This window comes from Streptomyces sp. NPDC058371 (assembly GCF_042723265.1).
Taxonomy (GTDB): Bacteria; Actinomycetota; Actinomycetes; order Streptomycetales; family Streptomycetaceae; genus Streptomyces.
The window spans coordinates 1,688,881-1,704,845 of sequence record NZ_JBHXJC010000001.1; the positions used below are offsets into that span (position 1 = coordinate 1,688,881).

Here is a 15,965-nt window from a genome sequence, read left to right on the forward strand (position 1 = left end):
CGTTCGGGGTTACATACGACGTTCGATATACCGGTCGCAATGGGCTGGCCAGATGCGGACGTCGTCGACGGAGTTGGCTACGGAGACGGTGTGGACGAGCGGGCAGGGCGCCGGCAGGTCGAAGTGGTGCCCAAGAAACCCCACAAGGGTGAATCGGCGATCCCGGGTGAGTCATCGAGGGGGCCCATGCGCCGGACAAGCGCGCCCGCCGAGGCTGCCGCCGACGCCGCCACGGAGTTCCACACCTTCTTCGAGCAGCACTATGCAGCCCTGGCCCGCCTCGCCCACCTGCTGACCGGCGACGCCGACGGCGCGGACGACCTGGCCGCCGATGCGCTGCTCGCCCTGTGGCACCGCTGGGACCGGGTACGCGCCGCCGAGCACCCGCCGGCCTACGCCCGCGGCGTGGTCACCAACATGGCGCGCAGCCGTATCCGCAGCGCGGTGCGCGAGCGCCGCCGCGTCACGCTCTTCTGGTCCGGTCAGAACGAGCAGATCGAGGGCCCGGACGTGGCCGCCGTGATCGATGTGCAGGAGGCGCTGCGCAGACTGCCGTTCCGTAAGAGAGCCTGCGTCGTGCTGCGCCATTCCTTCGACCTCTCCGAGAAGGATGTCTCGCAGACCCTGGGAATCTCGGTGGGTACGGTGAAGAGCCAGACATTCAAGGGGATGGCGGAGCTGCAGCGCCTGCTCGGGCCGCAGCCGGCTCTGCCGCGCATTCGGATAACCGTCGGAGACGCGGAAGGGAGGGGCTGATGGACGACGAGCTGCGCAGGCGGCTGCGGGAAGCGGCCGCCGCCCACCGGCCCGACCGCGAACAACGGATGCTCGCCCGGGTCGAGCACGGCAGGACCGGGCGCGAGCGGCAGCGGAAGCGGCCGCCCGCTGCCCTGTGGCGCCCTGGCTGCGCATCGTGGGAACGACGGCCGCGGTCGCCGGTGTCTTCGCTATCGGCGGATACGGTATCGCCTCTGCCATCCGGAGCGCCGAACCGAACACACAGACCGCGGCAACAACCCCCGCCGACGAGAGCACACCGGACCGTCCCACGGCCACCCCCGAGCCCGATCGCTCAGCCGCCTCCTCTACCCGGCGGCACTCGGCTCACTGAAGAACAACTGGCTCGGCCGGTCCAACTTCTCCTCCGACCCGGTCTTTTCCGGTGTCTACGACGAGGTCAACTTCTGGTCGCGGGCGCTGACGGCCACCGAGATCGCGGGACTGCAGAGCAAACCGGCCGCCGAGTCGTCCGCGAGCGCCGGCGACCTGGTTTCGTACCGGTTCGACGAGACCAGTGGAGGGACCTTCGCCGACTCGTCGGGCCGCGGCCGGCACGCCACCCTGCGCCGCACCTGGGCGGGACCCAGCCACCCAGGCTTTCTCGCTGCGTACCCGGAGACACAGTTCATCACCCTGGAGTCGATGACCAGCGGCGACTACTCCGTGGTCTGGGCGCCGTACTACACCGCGCACAAGATCCTGCGCGGCGTTCTCGACGCCTACGTCCACACCAAAGACTCCCGGGCGCTGGACCTCGCGTCCGGAATGTGCGACTGGATGTACTCCCGGCTGTCCAAGCTGCCCGAGAGCACCCTGCAGCGGATGTGGGGCATCTTCTCCAGCGGCGAGTTCGGCGGGATCGTCGAGGCGATCTGCGATCTGTACCGAATCACCGGCAAGGCCCAACACCTGGCGCTGGCACACCTCTTCAACCTCGACAAACTCATCGACGCCTGCGCCGCGGGTAACGACACCCTGAACGGACTCCACGCCAACCAGCACATCCCCATCTTCACCGGACTGCTCCGGCTGTACGAGGAGACGGGGGAGCAGCGCTATCTCGGCGCCGCGAAGAACTTCTGGGGCATGGTCGTCCCTACACGTATGTACGGCATCGGCGGCACAAGCACCGGTGAGTTCTGGAAGGCGCGTGGCGTCATCGCCGGAACGCTCAGTGACACCAACGCCGAGACATGCTGCGCGTACAACATGCTCAAGCTGAGCCGGATGCTGTTCTTCCACGACCAGGACCCGAGGTACATGGACTACTACGAGCGGGCCCTGTACAACCAGGTCCTCGGCTCGAAGCAGGACAAGGGCGACGCGGAGAAGCCGCTCGTCACGTACTTCATCGGCCTGCTGCCCGGCCATGTGCGGGACTACACGCCGAAGGCGGGGACGACCTGCTGCGAGGGCACGGGCATGGAGAGCGCCACGAAGTACCAGGACTCGGTGTACTTCAGGAGGACCGACGGCACCGCCTTGTACGTCAACCTCTACAGTCCGTCCACACTGACCTGGGCCGAGAAGGGCGTCAGCGTCACGCAGACCACCGACTACCCGAAGGAGCAGGGCACCACGCTCACGGTCCGGGGCAGCACCGCAGCCTTCGGTCTGCGGCTGCGCGTACCCGCCTGGGCGAAGAGCGGGTTCACGGTGACCGTCAACGGCAAGAAGGTGAAGTCGGTGCCCGTCCCCGGCAGTTACTACTCCGTGGACCGGACCTGGCGCGACGGAGACACCGTCCGTGTGGCCATCCCGTTCCGGCTGAGGGTCGAGAAGGCCCTTGACAGGCAGACTGAACAGACCCTGTTCTATGGGCCGGTCAACCTGGTGGCCCGAGACACCCGCAAGGATTTGCTCCCGTTCGGGCTGTACCGCAACGCCGCCCTCTCCGGCGACCTGCTGCCCACCCTCACCCCTGTGTCCGGTAAGCCGCTCCATTACACGCTCGACGGCGTCGAGTTCGCGCCCTTCTTCGAGGGCGGCGAGGACCCTACGCACGCCTACTTCCAGCGGGCCGAGCCCAAGGTGGTCTTCGGCAGGACCGACTCAGGCGTCACCAACCCGGCAAGACCCGACGGCACCACTCTGCTCGACGAGATCTGGTCCGCCGCTCCCTTCACGAACAAGAGCGCGCTCGTCAAGCGCGTCCAGAGCACGGTGGACTCCTGGGTGACCGCCGGGCGGCTGAGTTCCGGGGAGGGCGCGAAGGTGGTGAACACCGCGAGGAACGCTTCCTACGTGCCGTGACGACGGACCGCACCGCCTGTCCCGCTCATGCTGGGAAGGAGCCGGCCCCGTCCGGGGCCGACTCCTTGTCGTGCGCACTGATCAGCGAGAGGACACGGTGAGGTTGTTCGTGGTGAAGTTCAGGCCGCCGGACGAGGAGGTGATCTCGTAGCCGAACTGGACATCACCGATCGTCTCGTTGCCCATCCAGCCTTTGGTGTCCTTGATCCACTTGAGAACCGGCAGGATGTTCACCGTGCCGGAGGAAGAGTCCGAGGTCCGCAGGAAGGAGAAGACCTGGTTGGCGCCGTTGTCGCCCTTGTAGACGGCCCAGGTGTGACCGCCCAGGCTGACATTGCCCTGGTGGCTGCCGAGCGGCCCGACCGCGCCGTTGTAGTTGACCCAGAGCATGATCTCGTAGTCGTAGGCGGTGTCCCAGATGTCGTACGACGTGTTGTACGCGCCGGACGACGGAACGCTCACGTCGTACGAACTGGTGAGGGAAGACAGCGAGGTGATCGACTTGTTGATCACCTTCTTGGAATTCGGGTACGACTTGATGCCGCCGGTGTTGGGGTGGTTGGCCCAGACTCCCCAGTTCGTACCGGAGTTGGCCCAGATGCACTGGCTTCCGGCGCCGGATCCCCAGATGTTGTTGTAGAGCGTGTAGCCGTTCAGTGAGGTGTTGCCCCACTGTGCGCAGGAATTCCACACGGCGGCCTGGGCCGGTGCGGACGAGACGCCTACCGTCACACCCAGAGCGAGCGCAGGGGCGAACAGGGCCACGCGGAGTCTGCGGAGGGTGGTTCGTGCCATGGGGGTCCCTTTCTCCATGGGTGGGGGAACTACCGTGTTCACAGGGTGAGAACGCGGTCTTCGCCGGCGATCAGATCGAGCGGCCCGACGCCTGCGGAAGTCCTGAGGCGGGCAGCGGCTCCCATTTGCCGTGGATCATGACGTGCCTTCCTTCAGGACTGCCACGCCGTAGCGGCCCAGGGTGACCTGTCCGTGCGCCGTCGTGCCGGTGAGCAGATCGTGATGAGTGCCCGGCACCTCCACCGTCACCGGCTCGTGCCCGTGGTTCAGCACGAAGACGAGCGCGCCGCGGCGTACGGCCTCCACGGCCGCGGGAAGGTCGTCCAACGGAGGCCGTACGCCTGCCGTTTGTGCGGCGCTGCCGAGCAGCGCCCGCAGTGCGTCCGGCTCGGGGAGCGTGGAGACGTACCAGGCGCGGCCCTTGCGCAGGACGGCCGGCAGGCCGTCGAGTTCGCCGCCCTTGTACAGGGCCACCGGCTCGCCGTCTGCCGCTTCCAGCTCCTCGGTCCACAGGGTGCCGCGGAAGTCGCCGCAGTCGGCGCTCTCGCCTGCCTCAAGCGGCCACCATTCGTGGATCGTGCGGATGCCGAAGAGTTCCCTGAGACGCGCGTCCATGCCACCCTCGCGTATCCGGTCGTCCTGGTCCGCGGCACCGGTGTGGAATCCGCAGACGAGGGTTCCACCGCCTTGTACGTACGCCAGGAGGGCGTCGATCGCGCTGTCGTCGAGGATGTACAGGTGCGGGATGACCACGAGCGGGTAGACGCTGAGATCACCCCTGGTGGGGTGGGCGAAGTCGGTCGGGAGACCCGACTCCCACAGGGCGCGGTGCCAGGCCCGCATCACCTCGGGGTAGTCCATGTGCAAGGAGGGGCGGCCTTCCTGCTGGTCCGCCCACCACGAGTCCCAGTCGTGCAGGATCGCGACCTGGGCAGTGGCATGGGCGCCGGTGACGTCCGGTGCGATGCGAAGCAGTTCGGCGCCCAGCTGCTTGATCTCCTGGAAGGTGCGGCCGTGCTCGCCTGCGTGGGAGACCATCCCGGAGTGGAATTTCTCGGCACCCTGCCGGGACTGTCGCCATTGGAAGTAGCAGATGGCGTCCGCCCCGTGCGCGACGGACTGGAGCGACCAGAGGCGGCCGAGGCCGCGCGGTTTGGGATGATTGACGCCCCGCCAGTTCACCGGTCCCGCAGCCTGCTCCATGAGCATCCACGGACCTCGGGCCTGTGAGCGGGTCATGTCGCCGATCATGGCGTTGTACTGGCCGCCGAGCTCGTCCCGGGGGTCCGGGTAGATGTCGACGGACACGATGTCCTCGTGCTCGGCCCACTTCCAGGCATCCTGGCCAGTCCAGAACGGCATGAAGTTGGTGGTGACCGGGATGTTCGGGGTGCGTCGGGCGACGATGTCGCGCTCGGCGATGTAGCACTCCAGCAGTGCGTCGGACGTGAACCGCTTGAAGTCGAGTACCTGGGCCGGATTTCTCATGTACTGCGCGCGCCGGGGCGGGATGATCTCTTGCCAGGAGTCGTAGCGTTGGCTCCAGAAGGCGGTGCCCCATGCGTCGTTCAGCGCTTCCAGAGACTCGTACTTAGCGCGGAGCCAGGTGCGGAAGGCGCGGGCGGCCGCGTCCCCCCAGTCGTGCGTGCAGTATTCGTTGTTGACGTGCCACATGGTGAGAGCGGGGTGGCTGCCGTAGTGGGCGGCGAGGTCCTCGGTGATGGCGGCCGCATAGCGGCGGTAGTCGCTGCTGGAGTGGGAGAACTGCTGGCGCGAACCCCACCACACGATCTGCCCGTTCTCATCGCGTGGCAGGGTCTCCGGATGGAGCTTGCCCAGCCAGGGTGGCGGGGAGGCGGTCGGTGTGGCGAGTACGACGCCGATGCCGTTGTCGTGCATCAAGTCCATCAGCCGGTCCAGCCAGCCGAAGTTCCGCACGCCCGGGCGGGGTTCGAGCTTGGCCCAGGAGAAGACGCCCAGCGTCACGGAGTTGACGCCGGCATCCTGCATCAGCCGTACGTCCTGGAGCCACGTCTCCTCGGGCCACTGTTCGGGGTTGTAGTCGCCGCCGAAGAGGATGCGGTTCTGGATCATGCAGGGTCTCCGTACTGAATGCCTCGGCCGTTTGTTCCGAGGTAGACGCGTCCATGGACGCGGGGGTCGCCGGTGATGGTCTCGCCGGTCCAGCCCCACTGATGCGCGTCGTCGTTGATGCGCACCCATGAGGTGCCTGCGTCGTCCGAGCGATAGACGGCGGTGAAATCGGACACCGAACCGACCTGGAAGATCGCGGGGTAGCTGTTCTTCGTCGCCGCCTTGCCGAAGCCGAGGAGGTACGAAGCCCGGCAGCTGGTGACCTTGGTGAACGTCCTGCCATCGTCCTGCGACCGGTACAGCCCGTTCTCCTTCGCGGACAGCCACAGGTCACCGGTGCGTCCGGGAGCTGCGGCGATCCGGAACTGGCTGTCTCCCGATGGCAGTCCTTCCGCCCCTTGGGTGAAGGTCGCGCCGGAGTCGGTGGAGAGGTGTACGACGCCGGTGGCGGTGTCGTAGACGTAGAAGCGGGACGGGTCCAGCGGGTCGGAGAGTGGGACGGCGCCCTTGGGGAACGTCGCCACCTCGCTCCAGCTTCCGCCGTTGTCGGTGGAGCGGAAGCCGGGGTGCTCGGTGCCGTCCCAGTGGACGAAGGACCACAGCAGGGCGCTGCCGTCCGCGTTGGTGGCAAGGGGTCCCGGGGCGGCGGCGGCGATATCTGGCTGGGTGGCGAAGGGCTGCCAGGTCTGTCCGCCGTCCTGCGAGTGCGCGCCGTTCCTGCCGGAGCCCCAGCCGGCCCGTACGACGTACGACGGCTTGAGCGAAGCCATCGAGAGACCCGTCGCGGAGCCGAAGACGGGGTTGGTCGCCATCCCTCTGGAAGGGGAGGAGGTCAGTGACTCGTGGTACATGACCCCGATGTCGCCCAGGCCGCTGATCAGATGGGTCTCCCCGGTGGGCGGCGAGATCAGCTGGCGTACCGAGGTCTCCTCCAGGCCGCGGACCTTGGGGGCCCAGTGCACGAGGTCGTCCGTCGCGTACACGGTGGCACCGGTCCCGTAGACGATGTGTTTTGATGCGTACGGGTCGATGGCGACGGTCTGGATCCACCAGCCGAACTTGGGCTTCTCCTCGCCCCAGGTGAGGAACGGTGTGTCGGACACGTCCATGACGGCCCGGTCCTTGAGCGAGACCCACGATTTCCCGCTGTCCGTGGACCGGAATAGGGTGTCGATCTCGGCCCAGCGGTTGTTGGTGGAGACTACGAGCGTTCCGGGCCGCCTGGCATCCACGGCGAGGCCGCCGTACCCGAAGGCGTCGGAGGAGCCGTCCGAGGCGCTCCCACCCGGCGCCACGGGTGTGATGTCCTTCCACTTTCCGGTCAGGGTGTCCAGCTTGTGGACCGAACCATTGGTCTGCCCGCTCGGGCCGACCGTGTTGGCGTAGGTGACGTAGAAGGCCCGCGTCCCCGAGTCGTACGCCCCGTGGATCGGCACCCTGGCGGACTCGCCGGAGGGCTGTCCGGGGACTGCCTCCCAGCTCGAACCGTCCGGGCAGCGGTACAGGTTGGTGTCCCCGCCGTCCCCCCACCCCGCGTAGAGCACCCGTCCCGCGGCGGCGAGGAAGGTGATCCCCTGCCCGGTGGCCGAGGGCGGGGCAGGGAACGCGGACTCCTTGGCCCAGGTGGCCCCCCGGTCCGTCGACTTCAGCAGTCCGTCGTGCCGCGTACCCAGCCACAGCCTGTCACCTGCCCGCGGATCGACCAGCAGCCGTTCGCCAGTGCCGCGTCCATCCTCGTTGGCCCCCAACTTGACGTCGAGGTCGGTGCGCTGCCAGGTGGCCCCCCGGTCCTCCGATCGCAGCACCGCGCCATTGCCTGCCCAGCTCTGGGCGTACGTCCCGAGGGCGAGGTAGAGCCTTTCGGGGCGTACGGGGTCGACGGCGATCGCCTCGACGCCAAGAAGGTTCCAGTCGTCCCAGCCGAGGTGGTCGGTGAGCGGGATCCAGCGGGCCCGCCGGCGGTCCCAGCGGTAGGCGCCGCCGATGTCGGTACGCGCGTAGGCCAGTCCGTTCTCCGCGGGGTGGAACAGCACTCCGGTGATGAAGCCGGTGCCGCCGATCGCGACCGTGCGCCAGCGGTAGGGTTGTTTGCCGGCGTCGGCGCGTGCCTGGGGAGCGGCGAGCGCGGCGGAGCCGAGGGGCAGTGCTGTGAGGGCAGCAGCGCCGGCGGCGCCGGCCAGCACGGCCCTTCTGTCGGGTAGGGGCATGACGAACCTCGTTCCGTGCGGGTACCGCAAGGGGGTGGGGGTGGCGCTGGTCACGGTGGGCCCGTCGCACCCGGCGGGGGTCAGGTCTGCGAATGCGACGGGGTCTGAGGGGAAGGCCGGCGCCGGTCAGCCCTTTACGGCGCCGGTGAGCATGCCCTTCTTGAAGTGCTTCTGGACGAACGGTGAGAGAAAGGCGACGGGGAGCAGAGCCAGCACCATGACTGCCATCTGGACGGCGAGCGCGGAGAGTTGGCCGGTCTTGATGGCCTGGCTCATGCCGACGGGTGGCTCCTGCTTCTGGACGAGCTGGATCATGACGTTCTGCAGCGGCATCATGTCCTGATCGCTCAGGTAGATCGACGCGTTGAACCAGGCGCTCCAGTAGCCGACGGCGTAGAAGAGCGTGATCACCGCGATGACAGCGCGGGAGAGCGGCATCACGATCTGCCAGAGGATGCGCCAGTCTCCCGCCCCGTCGATCCGCGCGCTGTCGGTGAGCTCCGGCGAGATGCCTATGAAGAACGCCCGCAGCACCAGGATGTTGAAGACGCTGATCGCGCTCGGCAGTATCAGCGCGAGATACGTGTCCGTCAGCCCCAGGGACTGCACCAGCAGATACGTGGGAATGAGGCCGGCGCCGAAAAACATCGTCGCGAGCAGGATCATCAGGAACCAGCGGTGCCCGACCGACCCGGTACGGGACAGCCCGTACGCCGAGAGGATGGACACCGTCATCGAGAACACCGTGCCGACGAGCGTGACGCCCAGGCTGACGAGGGTGGCGCGGGTGACCTGACCGCCGCTCAGCAGCTCCTGGTAGGCGATGAAGGTGATGTTCTTGGGGATCACCACCAGGCCGCCGGCCGCACTGATGGTCTGCTTCGAGGAAAGACTGGTGGCGACGACGATCCACAGCGGGAACAGAACGGCGAAGCAGGCGATGGCCAGGACGATGCCCTTGCCCGCGAGCCCTGTTCGGTTTGGCTCCTCCTCCCAAACGGGCCTCGGCGGCGTGGCCCAGCGTCTGTGAGTCTTCGGGCCGGCGGCCTTCGGCCGTTCCTCGGTGACAGCGCTCACTTCTTGTACACCCCCTGCTCGCCCATGAGATGGGCGACCTTGTTCGCGGCGAGGACGAGGCCGAGACTGACCACGCCCTTGACCAGGCCCGCCGCGGCCGCGTAACTGAAGTCCTGGTTGCGTACGCCGTTCCACCACACGAACGTGTCGAGGACTTCCGCCGCGCCCGGCCCCGCCGCATCTCTCTGCAGCAGGATCTGTTCGAAGCCGACCGTGAGCGCGTCACCGACCCGCAGCACCAGGAGCAGGGCGATCACCGGGCGCAGTGCGGGCAGCGTGACGTGCCACATCCGGCGCCACCGGCCGGCCCCGTCCATCGCCGAGGCCTCGTACAGGTCGGGGCTGACGGAGGCCAGCGCCGCGAGGAAGACGATGACGCCCCAGCCGGCGTCCTTCCAGACGCCCTCCGCCGTCACCAGGAACTTGAAGATTCCCGGGTCGGTCATGAGGTCGAAGCCCTCGTAACCGTGCTGGCGCAGAGTCTGCGCGATGATGCCGGCGCCGCCGAAGATCTGCTGGAAGACGGTGATGACCAGCACCCAGGAGAAGAAGTGCGGCAGGTAGAGGATCGCCTGCGACACCGCCCGGACCCTGGGCCTGATCACGCTGTTGATGAGCAGCGCGAGCATGATCGGGACGGGGAAGAAGAGCAGCAGTTGGAGGGAGAACAGGACGAAGGTGTTCTGGACGGCGTCCCAGAACGCCGAGTCCTCGAAGATCCGCGAGAACTGCTCGAGGCCCACCCAGGGGCTGTGGAAGATGGCGATGAAGCCGTTGTCGCTGATGTAAGGGTCGTACTCCTGGAAGGCGACGACGTTGCCCAGGATCGGTACGTAATTGAAGACCAGGACCAACAGGACGGCCGGCAGCGTCATCAGGACCAGCGTGCGGTCCCGCTTGAGGCGAGTCCTCAAAGTGCTGCCGTTCGACGCCTTCTCCAAGGCCCTCTTGTCCGCTTTGGAGACCCCGGCCTGCTTGGCGGCCTTGCTCGCTTGGTCGAAGGGTTCGGCGATGTCGTCCGTTGTCGGCGACGGTGCGGTACGCGCGGCGGTGCCCGGAGTGGCGCTGTGTGACACTTCGTCACCCCTGCGCGGATCCGCTGTCGTCCAGCAACTTCTTGTACCAGTCCCGTAGCTTGTCGCCACCCTGGCTCTTCCACTCCGACACCGCCTGCTGCATATCGCTGACCTTTTTGCGCCCGCGGACGACGCTGTCCTCCAGGTCCTCGAAGTCGTTGGACAGGTTGGTGTAGCGGGCCGGTTCGGTGACCTGGAGCCCGAAGAAGGAGGACTTCTTGGTGAAGGCACCCATCCGCTGCTGCCATTCCACCTGCTCCTTCGCGATCTCCGGGAAGTCGGGGTGGGCGATGGTCGGGGCGGGGCTCGCGAGCATGACGAAGGCGTTCAGGACCTCCTGGTTGCCCTTGTCGTTCTTGGTGGGAACGCCGTCCTTGACCGTGTAGTGCGTGCCCTCCACCCCGTAATTGGTGAGCATGTACTCCGTGGTGCCGTACGGCGCCGCGGTGACGTTTGCGGCGGCCAGCGCGTCCTGAATCACGGCCTTGGACGCCTTCTTGTTGATGAACGCGAAGATGCCCGCGGGCGATCCGGCCCACAGCTGGAGGTCGCCGCCGTCATGGCCGAAGATGTCCATGCCGGCGATGCGGAAGTCCTTGTTCTGGGTGGTCTGTTCGGCCATCTTGCCCCACCAGTCCGCGATGTTCTGGTTGTACACAAGGACCTGGCCGTCGGTGAAACGCTGACCCGCGGTGCCCTGGTTCGCCGCCCTGGCGTCGGGGTGGACGACGCCCGCCGCGTACAGCTTGCGCGTCCACTCCAGTGCTTCGAGGTATTCATCTGTCTCGACCCGGTAGATCAGCTTGCCGTCGACGAGGTTCCAGCCGAGGGACTTCTCGCTTCCGGACAGCACACCGAAGACGCCGAAGGCGGTCCACTTCATGTCGTCGCAGGCCCACACCTTCGCCTTGGCGTTGGTGATCTCCTTGGCGAGGGCCAGGAACTCATCGGCAGAGGTGGGGAGTTCGTACCCCTCCTTGTCGAAGACGTCCTTGCGGTAGAAGGGCACGATGCCCGGGACGGTGGGGGAGGGCTGGGGCAGGCCTCGCAGCTTGCCGCCGAAGATGGAACGCTGCCAGGCGTCGGTCGGGATGGCCGCGAGGTTCGGGTACTCCTTGACCTTGTCGCCCGAGAGGTACGGGCCGAGGTCCGCCATCTTGCTGATGATGGCACTGGGTATCTTGCCGCCCATGTTCCAGCTGGGGATCACCACGACGTCCGGCATGTCACTGGAGGCGAGCACCGCGCCCAGCTTTTCGTCGTACGTGTTGCCGTCCTGGTTCTGCCAGACGATGTTGGCGCCGATCGTCGTGTTCATCGTGGAGTAGTAGGGATTGCTGGCCTTCGGCGGCGAGCCCCAGAACGGGGACATGATCTTGATGGTGCTGCCCTTGCCAAGCTTCTGCGGCACCGAGGTCTTCAGGTCGCCCAGGACGAGCTTGCTGGTGAAACCGACGGAGGAGCCGTTCTTCGACGCGATGTCCGGGGCCACCACGTTCTGCGCCACGAAGGCTGGAAGGATCTTCTTCGCGTCCCTACCCGCAGTCGTGCCCTCCTTGGAGTTGCCGTCGGAGCCGCTGCAGGCGGCCAGCAGCGGCATTCCGCCGGCCCCCGCGGCCGCGGCGACCGCCGTGGAGGCGAGGAAGTTTCTCCGGCTGATTGAGGAGGGGGAGTTCGGCGTCATTGCGTCAACCCTTCATGGCGCGCCAGGACACACGGCAGGCATCCACCGGTCGGCTCCTGTATGTGAGATGAAACTGGTGTTACTGGCACAGCCGAAGCGGGCTTCGGAGGGAAGGCGCCATGCCTGGCATCTCCAGCACCTCGCAAGCTTGTTGAAGCGCTTCGACATTGCTGTGAGGTTAAGTGAACCCTCCCGGTCGTACAAGGGTCGACTCCAAGATTCCTCGGAGGGCTAAGGGATTCCGGGCAGTCCCGGTCGGCTATGACATGGCTGAGCGGGAGGGAAGGTACCCGTCCGATGGCCCCAGGTATTCGAAGCGCTTCGAAGAGTCAATACACCCAACAGCGGGGGGCTCCTCATCAGGCACAGGGGAACGAACCGGTACGTAGCAGTCGCCGCCGACGGCGTGAAGGTTGCCGACCGGGGTGACATTCTCGGGATCGACGTGGTGATCGTCGTCGGGGGACGCGACCCGCACATCAACGGCCGCGAGGAGGTCTTACGCATCTGTGACGCCCAGCCGATGAACGAGGGAGTCATGTGGCCGGAGTGCCAGAGTGAGCGGCGGCCCGGAGCCCGTCGCGCAACGACCCATCTGGGGCACCTGCTTGGGGGATGGCCGAGAACGACGGGGTTCGAAGGTGTGACCGCCCGAACAGTCAAGATCATCATGGATCAGCGGCACAAACGAATCGCAGCCGGAGGAACGCTGTCATTGCGGTTGCCGGACTAGTACTGGGCCTTCGTCTTCAACGCGACCCTCGGTTCGCCGGCGTCCAAGCGGGCCGCTCCGCTGGAGCACATGGAGATCGCCATCGAACGGACGGACGCCGAGCGGCAGGCTGACGTCCCCGCGGTCGCCTCTGTATCCCCCGCACACTGACGACATCTGCATGTCCTTTGTGTGTGCGGGGCGGTGTCGGTCACGACCCTTGCGTGTCCTCGACAGTCGCGGTCCAGGCGTTCGGCGGTGGAGGCATGGCTCCACCGCGGTGACTGCAACTGATGGAGCGGCTGTCCCCGCCGGAGCACGCGGTGTTCGTGCTTCGAGCTTTCCGGCGCCGCTCCCGCGCGGACGACGCAGCCGCGCAGGAGAGCGAGTGGGTCAGCCGGTGAAGCCCGAGGCGGCCACCCAGGCGGCCAGCTCCTTTTGAGCCGCTGCCCGCAGGTCCGGGGACGGATTCTCCGTGCCGTTGGTAACCAGCGCGTAGTGGAGGCCGGAACCGCCCGGTGTGGTGAGCAGGAGACGGTGCGCTTTGGTGCCGCCGGTCTCCGCGGCGGTCGCGATGGGCGTGTCCGAGGAGTACGCCGGCGGACCCGTGAGCGTGCCGATGTCGGAGACGACGGTGGTGGTCGCGGAGGCGAAGGTACGGGGGAGATGGAGTTCGGTGGGAGCGTCGGTGCCGTCGCCGGAGCGCCACACCAGGACGCCGTACTGTCCTTCGGCCACGAGCCGCGCCACACTGGGCATGCTCGACGGCACGGGGTTCCAAGTCAGCGTCTTACTGCCGTCCCGCGAGCGGTCCTCGTACGAGAAGGCGAGCGTACGACCCGCGACTGCTCCCGGGTAGAGGCGGTCGATCAGCCGGGCATCCTGCCGCAGCACCGCCGAGCCCGAGTCGTCGAGGCCGACGGTGGACAGGTCCTCTTCGTTCCAGGCGTCGTGCTCCTTCAGCACCTTGTCGGGGTTGTCGTTCATCAGCTCGTTGTGACGGCCGCTGTAGATGTCCCACTGCCACTGGGTGGAGGACACCACGGGGCCGGACTCGGCGGCCATCTTCCACCAGTCGGCGCCGGACAGTCGGGAGTCGAGGGACTGGTACATGCCCTTCAGCACGGTCGGGGCTTTGTCGGCGACCGAGCCGGACAGGTGGTGGCCGAACTCGCTGACGATCGGCGCGGTGTCCAGCGCTGTGGACCGGTCGCGGATCTTCTTGAAGTCGTCGACGTACCGCCCGTCGCTGGCCTTGCCGGGCATGAAAATGCCGGACATCGCGGCCTGGTCGTAGAAGTGCGTGTTGAAGACGTAGCGCGAGCCCAGTGTGCCGATGCCCTGCAGTCCGCCCTCCTGCTTAGAGAAGAAGATGTTGGAGTTCCAGAAGAGATTGGGCTCGACGAAGGCAGGCTTGTCCTGCCACCCCGCCGCGTCCATCCGGGCACGGAAGCGCTGGTAGAAGGGCCACAGTCGGTCCTTCTCCCAGGACTTGCTGGTCTCGCCCGACTCGTACGTACCCGCGTGCGGCTCGTTCAGCGGATCGAAGCCGAGGATGAGCTCGAAGGACTCGGCGGGCAGATGGCCCTTGACGTACTTCATCGTCTTCTCGGCAGTGTCGAGGAAGGCGTCCTGGATCTTGACGATACCCGCCGGGGTGGTGACTTCACGGTTGCGCCAGAAGTCCTGGTGGGCGGAGGTGACAGCCTTGTTCTGGGTGATGTTCTGGCCCCAGTGGGCGCAGACGCCGCAGCTCTCCTTGGAGTAACCGCCGGCTTGGACGACCCACTTGGGGGCCCCGTCGCCCTGGTACCAGCTGCCCTGGTTGAACAGATAGCGCGAGTACAGGTCCTGGTGGAAGTCCGGGAAGACGTGCAGGCCGGCGTCGAGAGAGGCCTTGATCTGCGCGGTGGCCGCGGCGAGGTACTCCTCGTCGACCTTGCCCGGTTCGGGGTTCGCCTTTGCCCAGGAGAGCAGGAACCGCACGGAGTTGGCGCCGGCCTGCTCGCGCATGGCCTCGGCGGACTTGCGCGCGTCCGCGGTACTGGCGAATGGCAGTCCGCCGTTCTCCTCCAGTTTCACCTCTCCGGAGACATTGAAGCCGCGCAGTACGACCTCCCGCCCGTGTCCATCGACGAACCGGGTGCCGTCGACTGACACCTCGGCAGCCAGATCGTCGAACCACAGCCCGTCTTTCGCGGGCGGCGCCGCATCCGCCGGAATCGATGCCCCGTGCACCCCTGCCGCCCCTCCAACCGTCAACAGCGCGAGGGCGATCCCGGGCATGCGTTTCTTGACGTGTACACCTCTGTAAGCCATGTGCGGCACCCTGCCGCTGAGCGTGTGTTACCGCAAGTAAGTAGTATTACAAGGAAGTTTCAATTCTCTGGCCGACCGGGCCGGACGGGCGACAGGCTCGTGCCTGCCGTACGAAACCGGACCGGCACCCCAAGTGACCCGGCCGGCGACCCCGGCAACCTTCCATGGGCGGGCGGCAACTGACAGGCGTAGCCGCCCCCACGGAAGGAAACGCCCATGCAGCACCGCCGCCCCCGCCTGACCAAACGGGTAAGCAGCGCCGACTGGCGGTCCAGCTCACCGACGAGATCATGATCTGGCTCAACCGGCAGGGCGGCGCCGGCCCTCTCGGCTCGACGGTGGGGACCGTCAGCCTCGGTGGCGCCGCGTGGGGATCTCTGTGGGGCGACATCGGCTGAAAGGTGCATGTTCTGCCCGAGGCCGGGGAGCGTACGGCCGCGGTACGAGACGGACTTGGTGGTGAAGAACGCGTCCGCGAAGTCGTCGCGCCGGCCGGAGGCAGTCGCCCACCAGGCGAGCGACGTACCCCAGCCCTCCCATGTGCCGTAGTTCGTACCGGGGTTGATGTCCGATAGTCGCGTCGGCTCGGGCCTTGTCCGTCATCAACACGCCGCCGGTCAATCCGCCGGCGGCAGCGGTCACGGGTGTCCTGCGTTTGATCATGCTCATGGATCTCTCCTGTGGCGTCCACGTCGTAATGAAGGATCGAAGCGCCCCTCGCCTCTCGTCCACATGGATGGCAGCGCCTTTTCGCGTGTTCGGTATTTCGAAAGGATTGCGCGCAGAGGGTGTTCGCATTGCGCACGATGTCTACCGCTGTTTCCGCATTTCGTCTGGAGCGGAACTAGAAGGGACTGGGACCCGCAGGGCTCGTCAGGACATTGACAGTGCAGCAACCGGTTCCTACATTAGGCCAGCATCACAACGGCTCTAAGGCCTCTGGAATTGCCCAAGGAACTCGCGGATCT

The 15,965-nt window shown here is 66.7% G+C and carries 9 protein-coding genes and 2 pseudogenes; 3 read left to right on the forward strand and 8 right to left on the reverse strand.

Translation table 11 applies throughout. The features are described 5' to 3' along the window. Positions 1–186: 186 nt before the first annotated feature. Together ACFWM2_RS07440 and ACFWM2_RS07445 are read left to right on the forward strand one after the other, a co-directional pair. A complete protein-coding gene (locus ACFWM2_RS07440; RefSeq protein ID WP_383274247.1) occupies positions 187–756 on the forward strand; it encodes a SigE family RNA polymerase sigma factor in 570 nt (189 codons plus the stop codon). A 327-nt stretch (positions 757–1,083) separates the two neighbouring features. Further along, positions 1,084–3,033: pseudogene (locus ACFWM2_RS07445) on the forward strand (beta-L-arabinofuranosidase domain-containing protein); the annotation flags it as partial. Positions 3,034–3,114: 81 nt separating this feature from the next. Here the strand turns inward: ACFWM2_RS07445 and ACFWM2_RS07450 are convergent. From ACFWM2_RS07450 to ACFWM2_RS07480, 7 genes are all read right to left on the reverse strand, one after another. Next, positions 3,115–3,828: a hypothetical protein gene (locus ACFWM2_RS07450; RefSeq protein ID WP_383273947.1), complete on the reverse strand. Its 714-nt coding sequence runs from the start codon at positions 3,826–3,828 to the stop codon at positions 3,115–3,117. A gap of 135 nt (positions 3,829–3,963) precedes the next feature. Then, positions 3,964–5,922, reverse strand: coding sequence for a beta-galactosidase (locus ACFWM2_RS07455; protein ID WP_383273949.1), 1,959 nt, complete (start codon positions 5,920–5,922; stop codon positions 3,964–3,966). After that, positions 5,919–8,129 carry a 1,4-beta-glucanase gene (locus tag ACFWM2_RS07460; RefSeq protein ID WP_383273951.1) on the reverse strand — a complete coding sequence of 737 codons (2,211 nt, stop codon included), beginning with the start codon at positions 8,127–8,129 and terminating at the stop codon, positions 5,919–5,921. The genes ACFWM2_RS07455 and ACFWM2_RS07460 overlap by 4 nt, the downstream gene beginning before the upstream one ends. Before the next feature lie 126 nt (positions 8,130–8,255). Continuing rightward, positions 8,256–9,206: a carbohydrate ABC transporter permease gene (locus ACFWM2_RS07465; RefSeq protein WP_383273953.1), complete on the reverse strand. Its 951-nt coding sequence runs from the start codon at positions 9,204–9,206 to the stop codon at positions 8,256–8,258. Next, the gene (locus tag ACFWM2_RS07470) at positions 9,203–10,282 is read right to left on the reverse strand and encodes an ABC transporter permease (protein WP_383273955.1); all 1,080 of its coding nucleotides are present in this window, start codon (positions 10,280–10,282) and stop codon (positions 9,203–9,205) included. Before ACFWM2_RS07470 ends, ACFWM2_RS07465 begins: the two co-directional genes overlap by 4 nt. Positions 10,283–10,286: 4 nt before the next feature. Continuing rightward, positions 10,287–11,966: a twin-arginine translocation signal domain-containing protein gene (locus ACFWM2_RS07475; protein WP_383273957.1), complete on the reverse strand. Its 1,680-nt coding sequence runs from the start codon at positions 11,964–11,966 to the stop codon at positions 10,287–10,289. 1,105 nt (positions 11,967–13,071) lie between these two features. Further along, positions 13,072–14,997, reverse strand: a complete 1,926-nt coding sequence (locus ACFWM2_RS07480; RefSeq protein WP_383273959.1) for a cellulase family glycosylhydrolase — start codon at positions 14,995–14,997, stop codon at positions 13,072–13,074. Between the two features lie 290 nt (positions 14,998–15,287). Between ACFWM2_RS07480 and ACFWM2_RS07485 the strand changes: the two genes are divergently transcribed. Continuing rightward, positions 15,288–15,395, forward strand: coding sequence for a hypothetical protein (locus ACFWM2_RS07485; RefSeq protein WP_383273961.1), 108 nt, complete (start codon positions 15,288–15,290; stop codon positions 15,393–15,395). Positions 15,396–15,401: 6 nt separating this feature from the next. Here ACFWM2_RS07485 and ACFWM2_RS07490 read toward each other — a convergent pair. Beyond that, positions 15,402–15,660: pseudogene (locus tag ACFWM2_RS07490) on the reverse strand (beta-1,6-galactanase); the annotation flags it as partial. Positions 15,661–15,965: the final 305 nt, after the last annotated feature.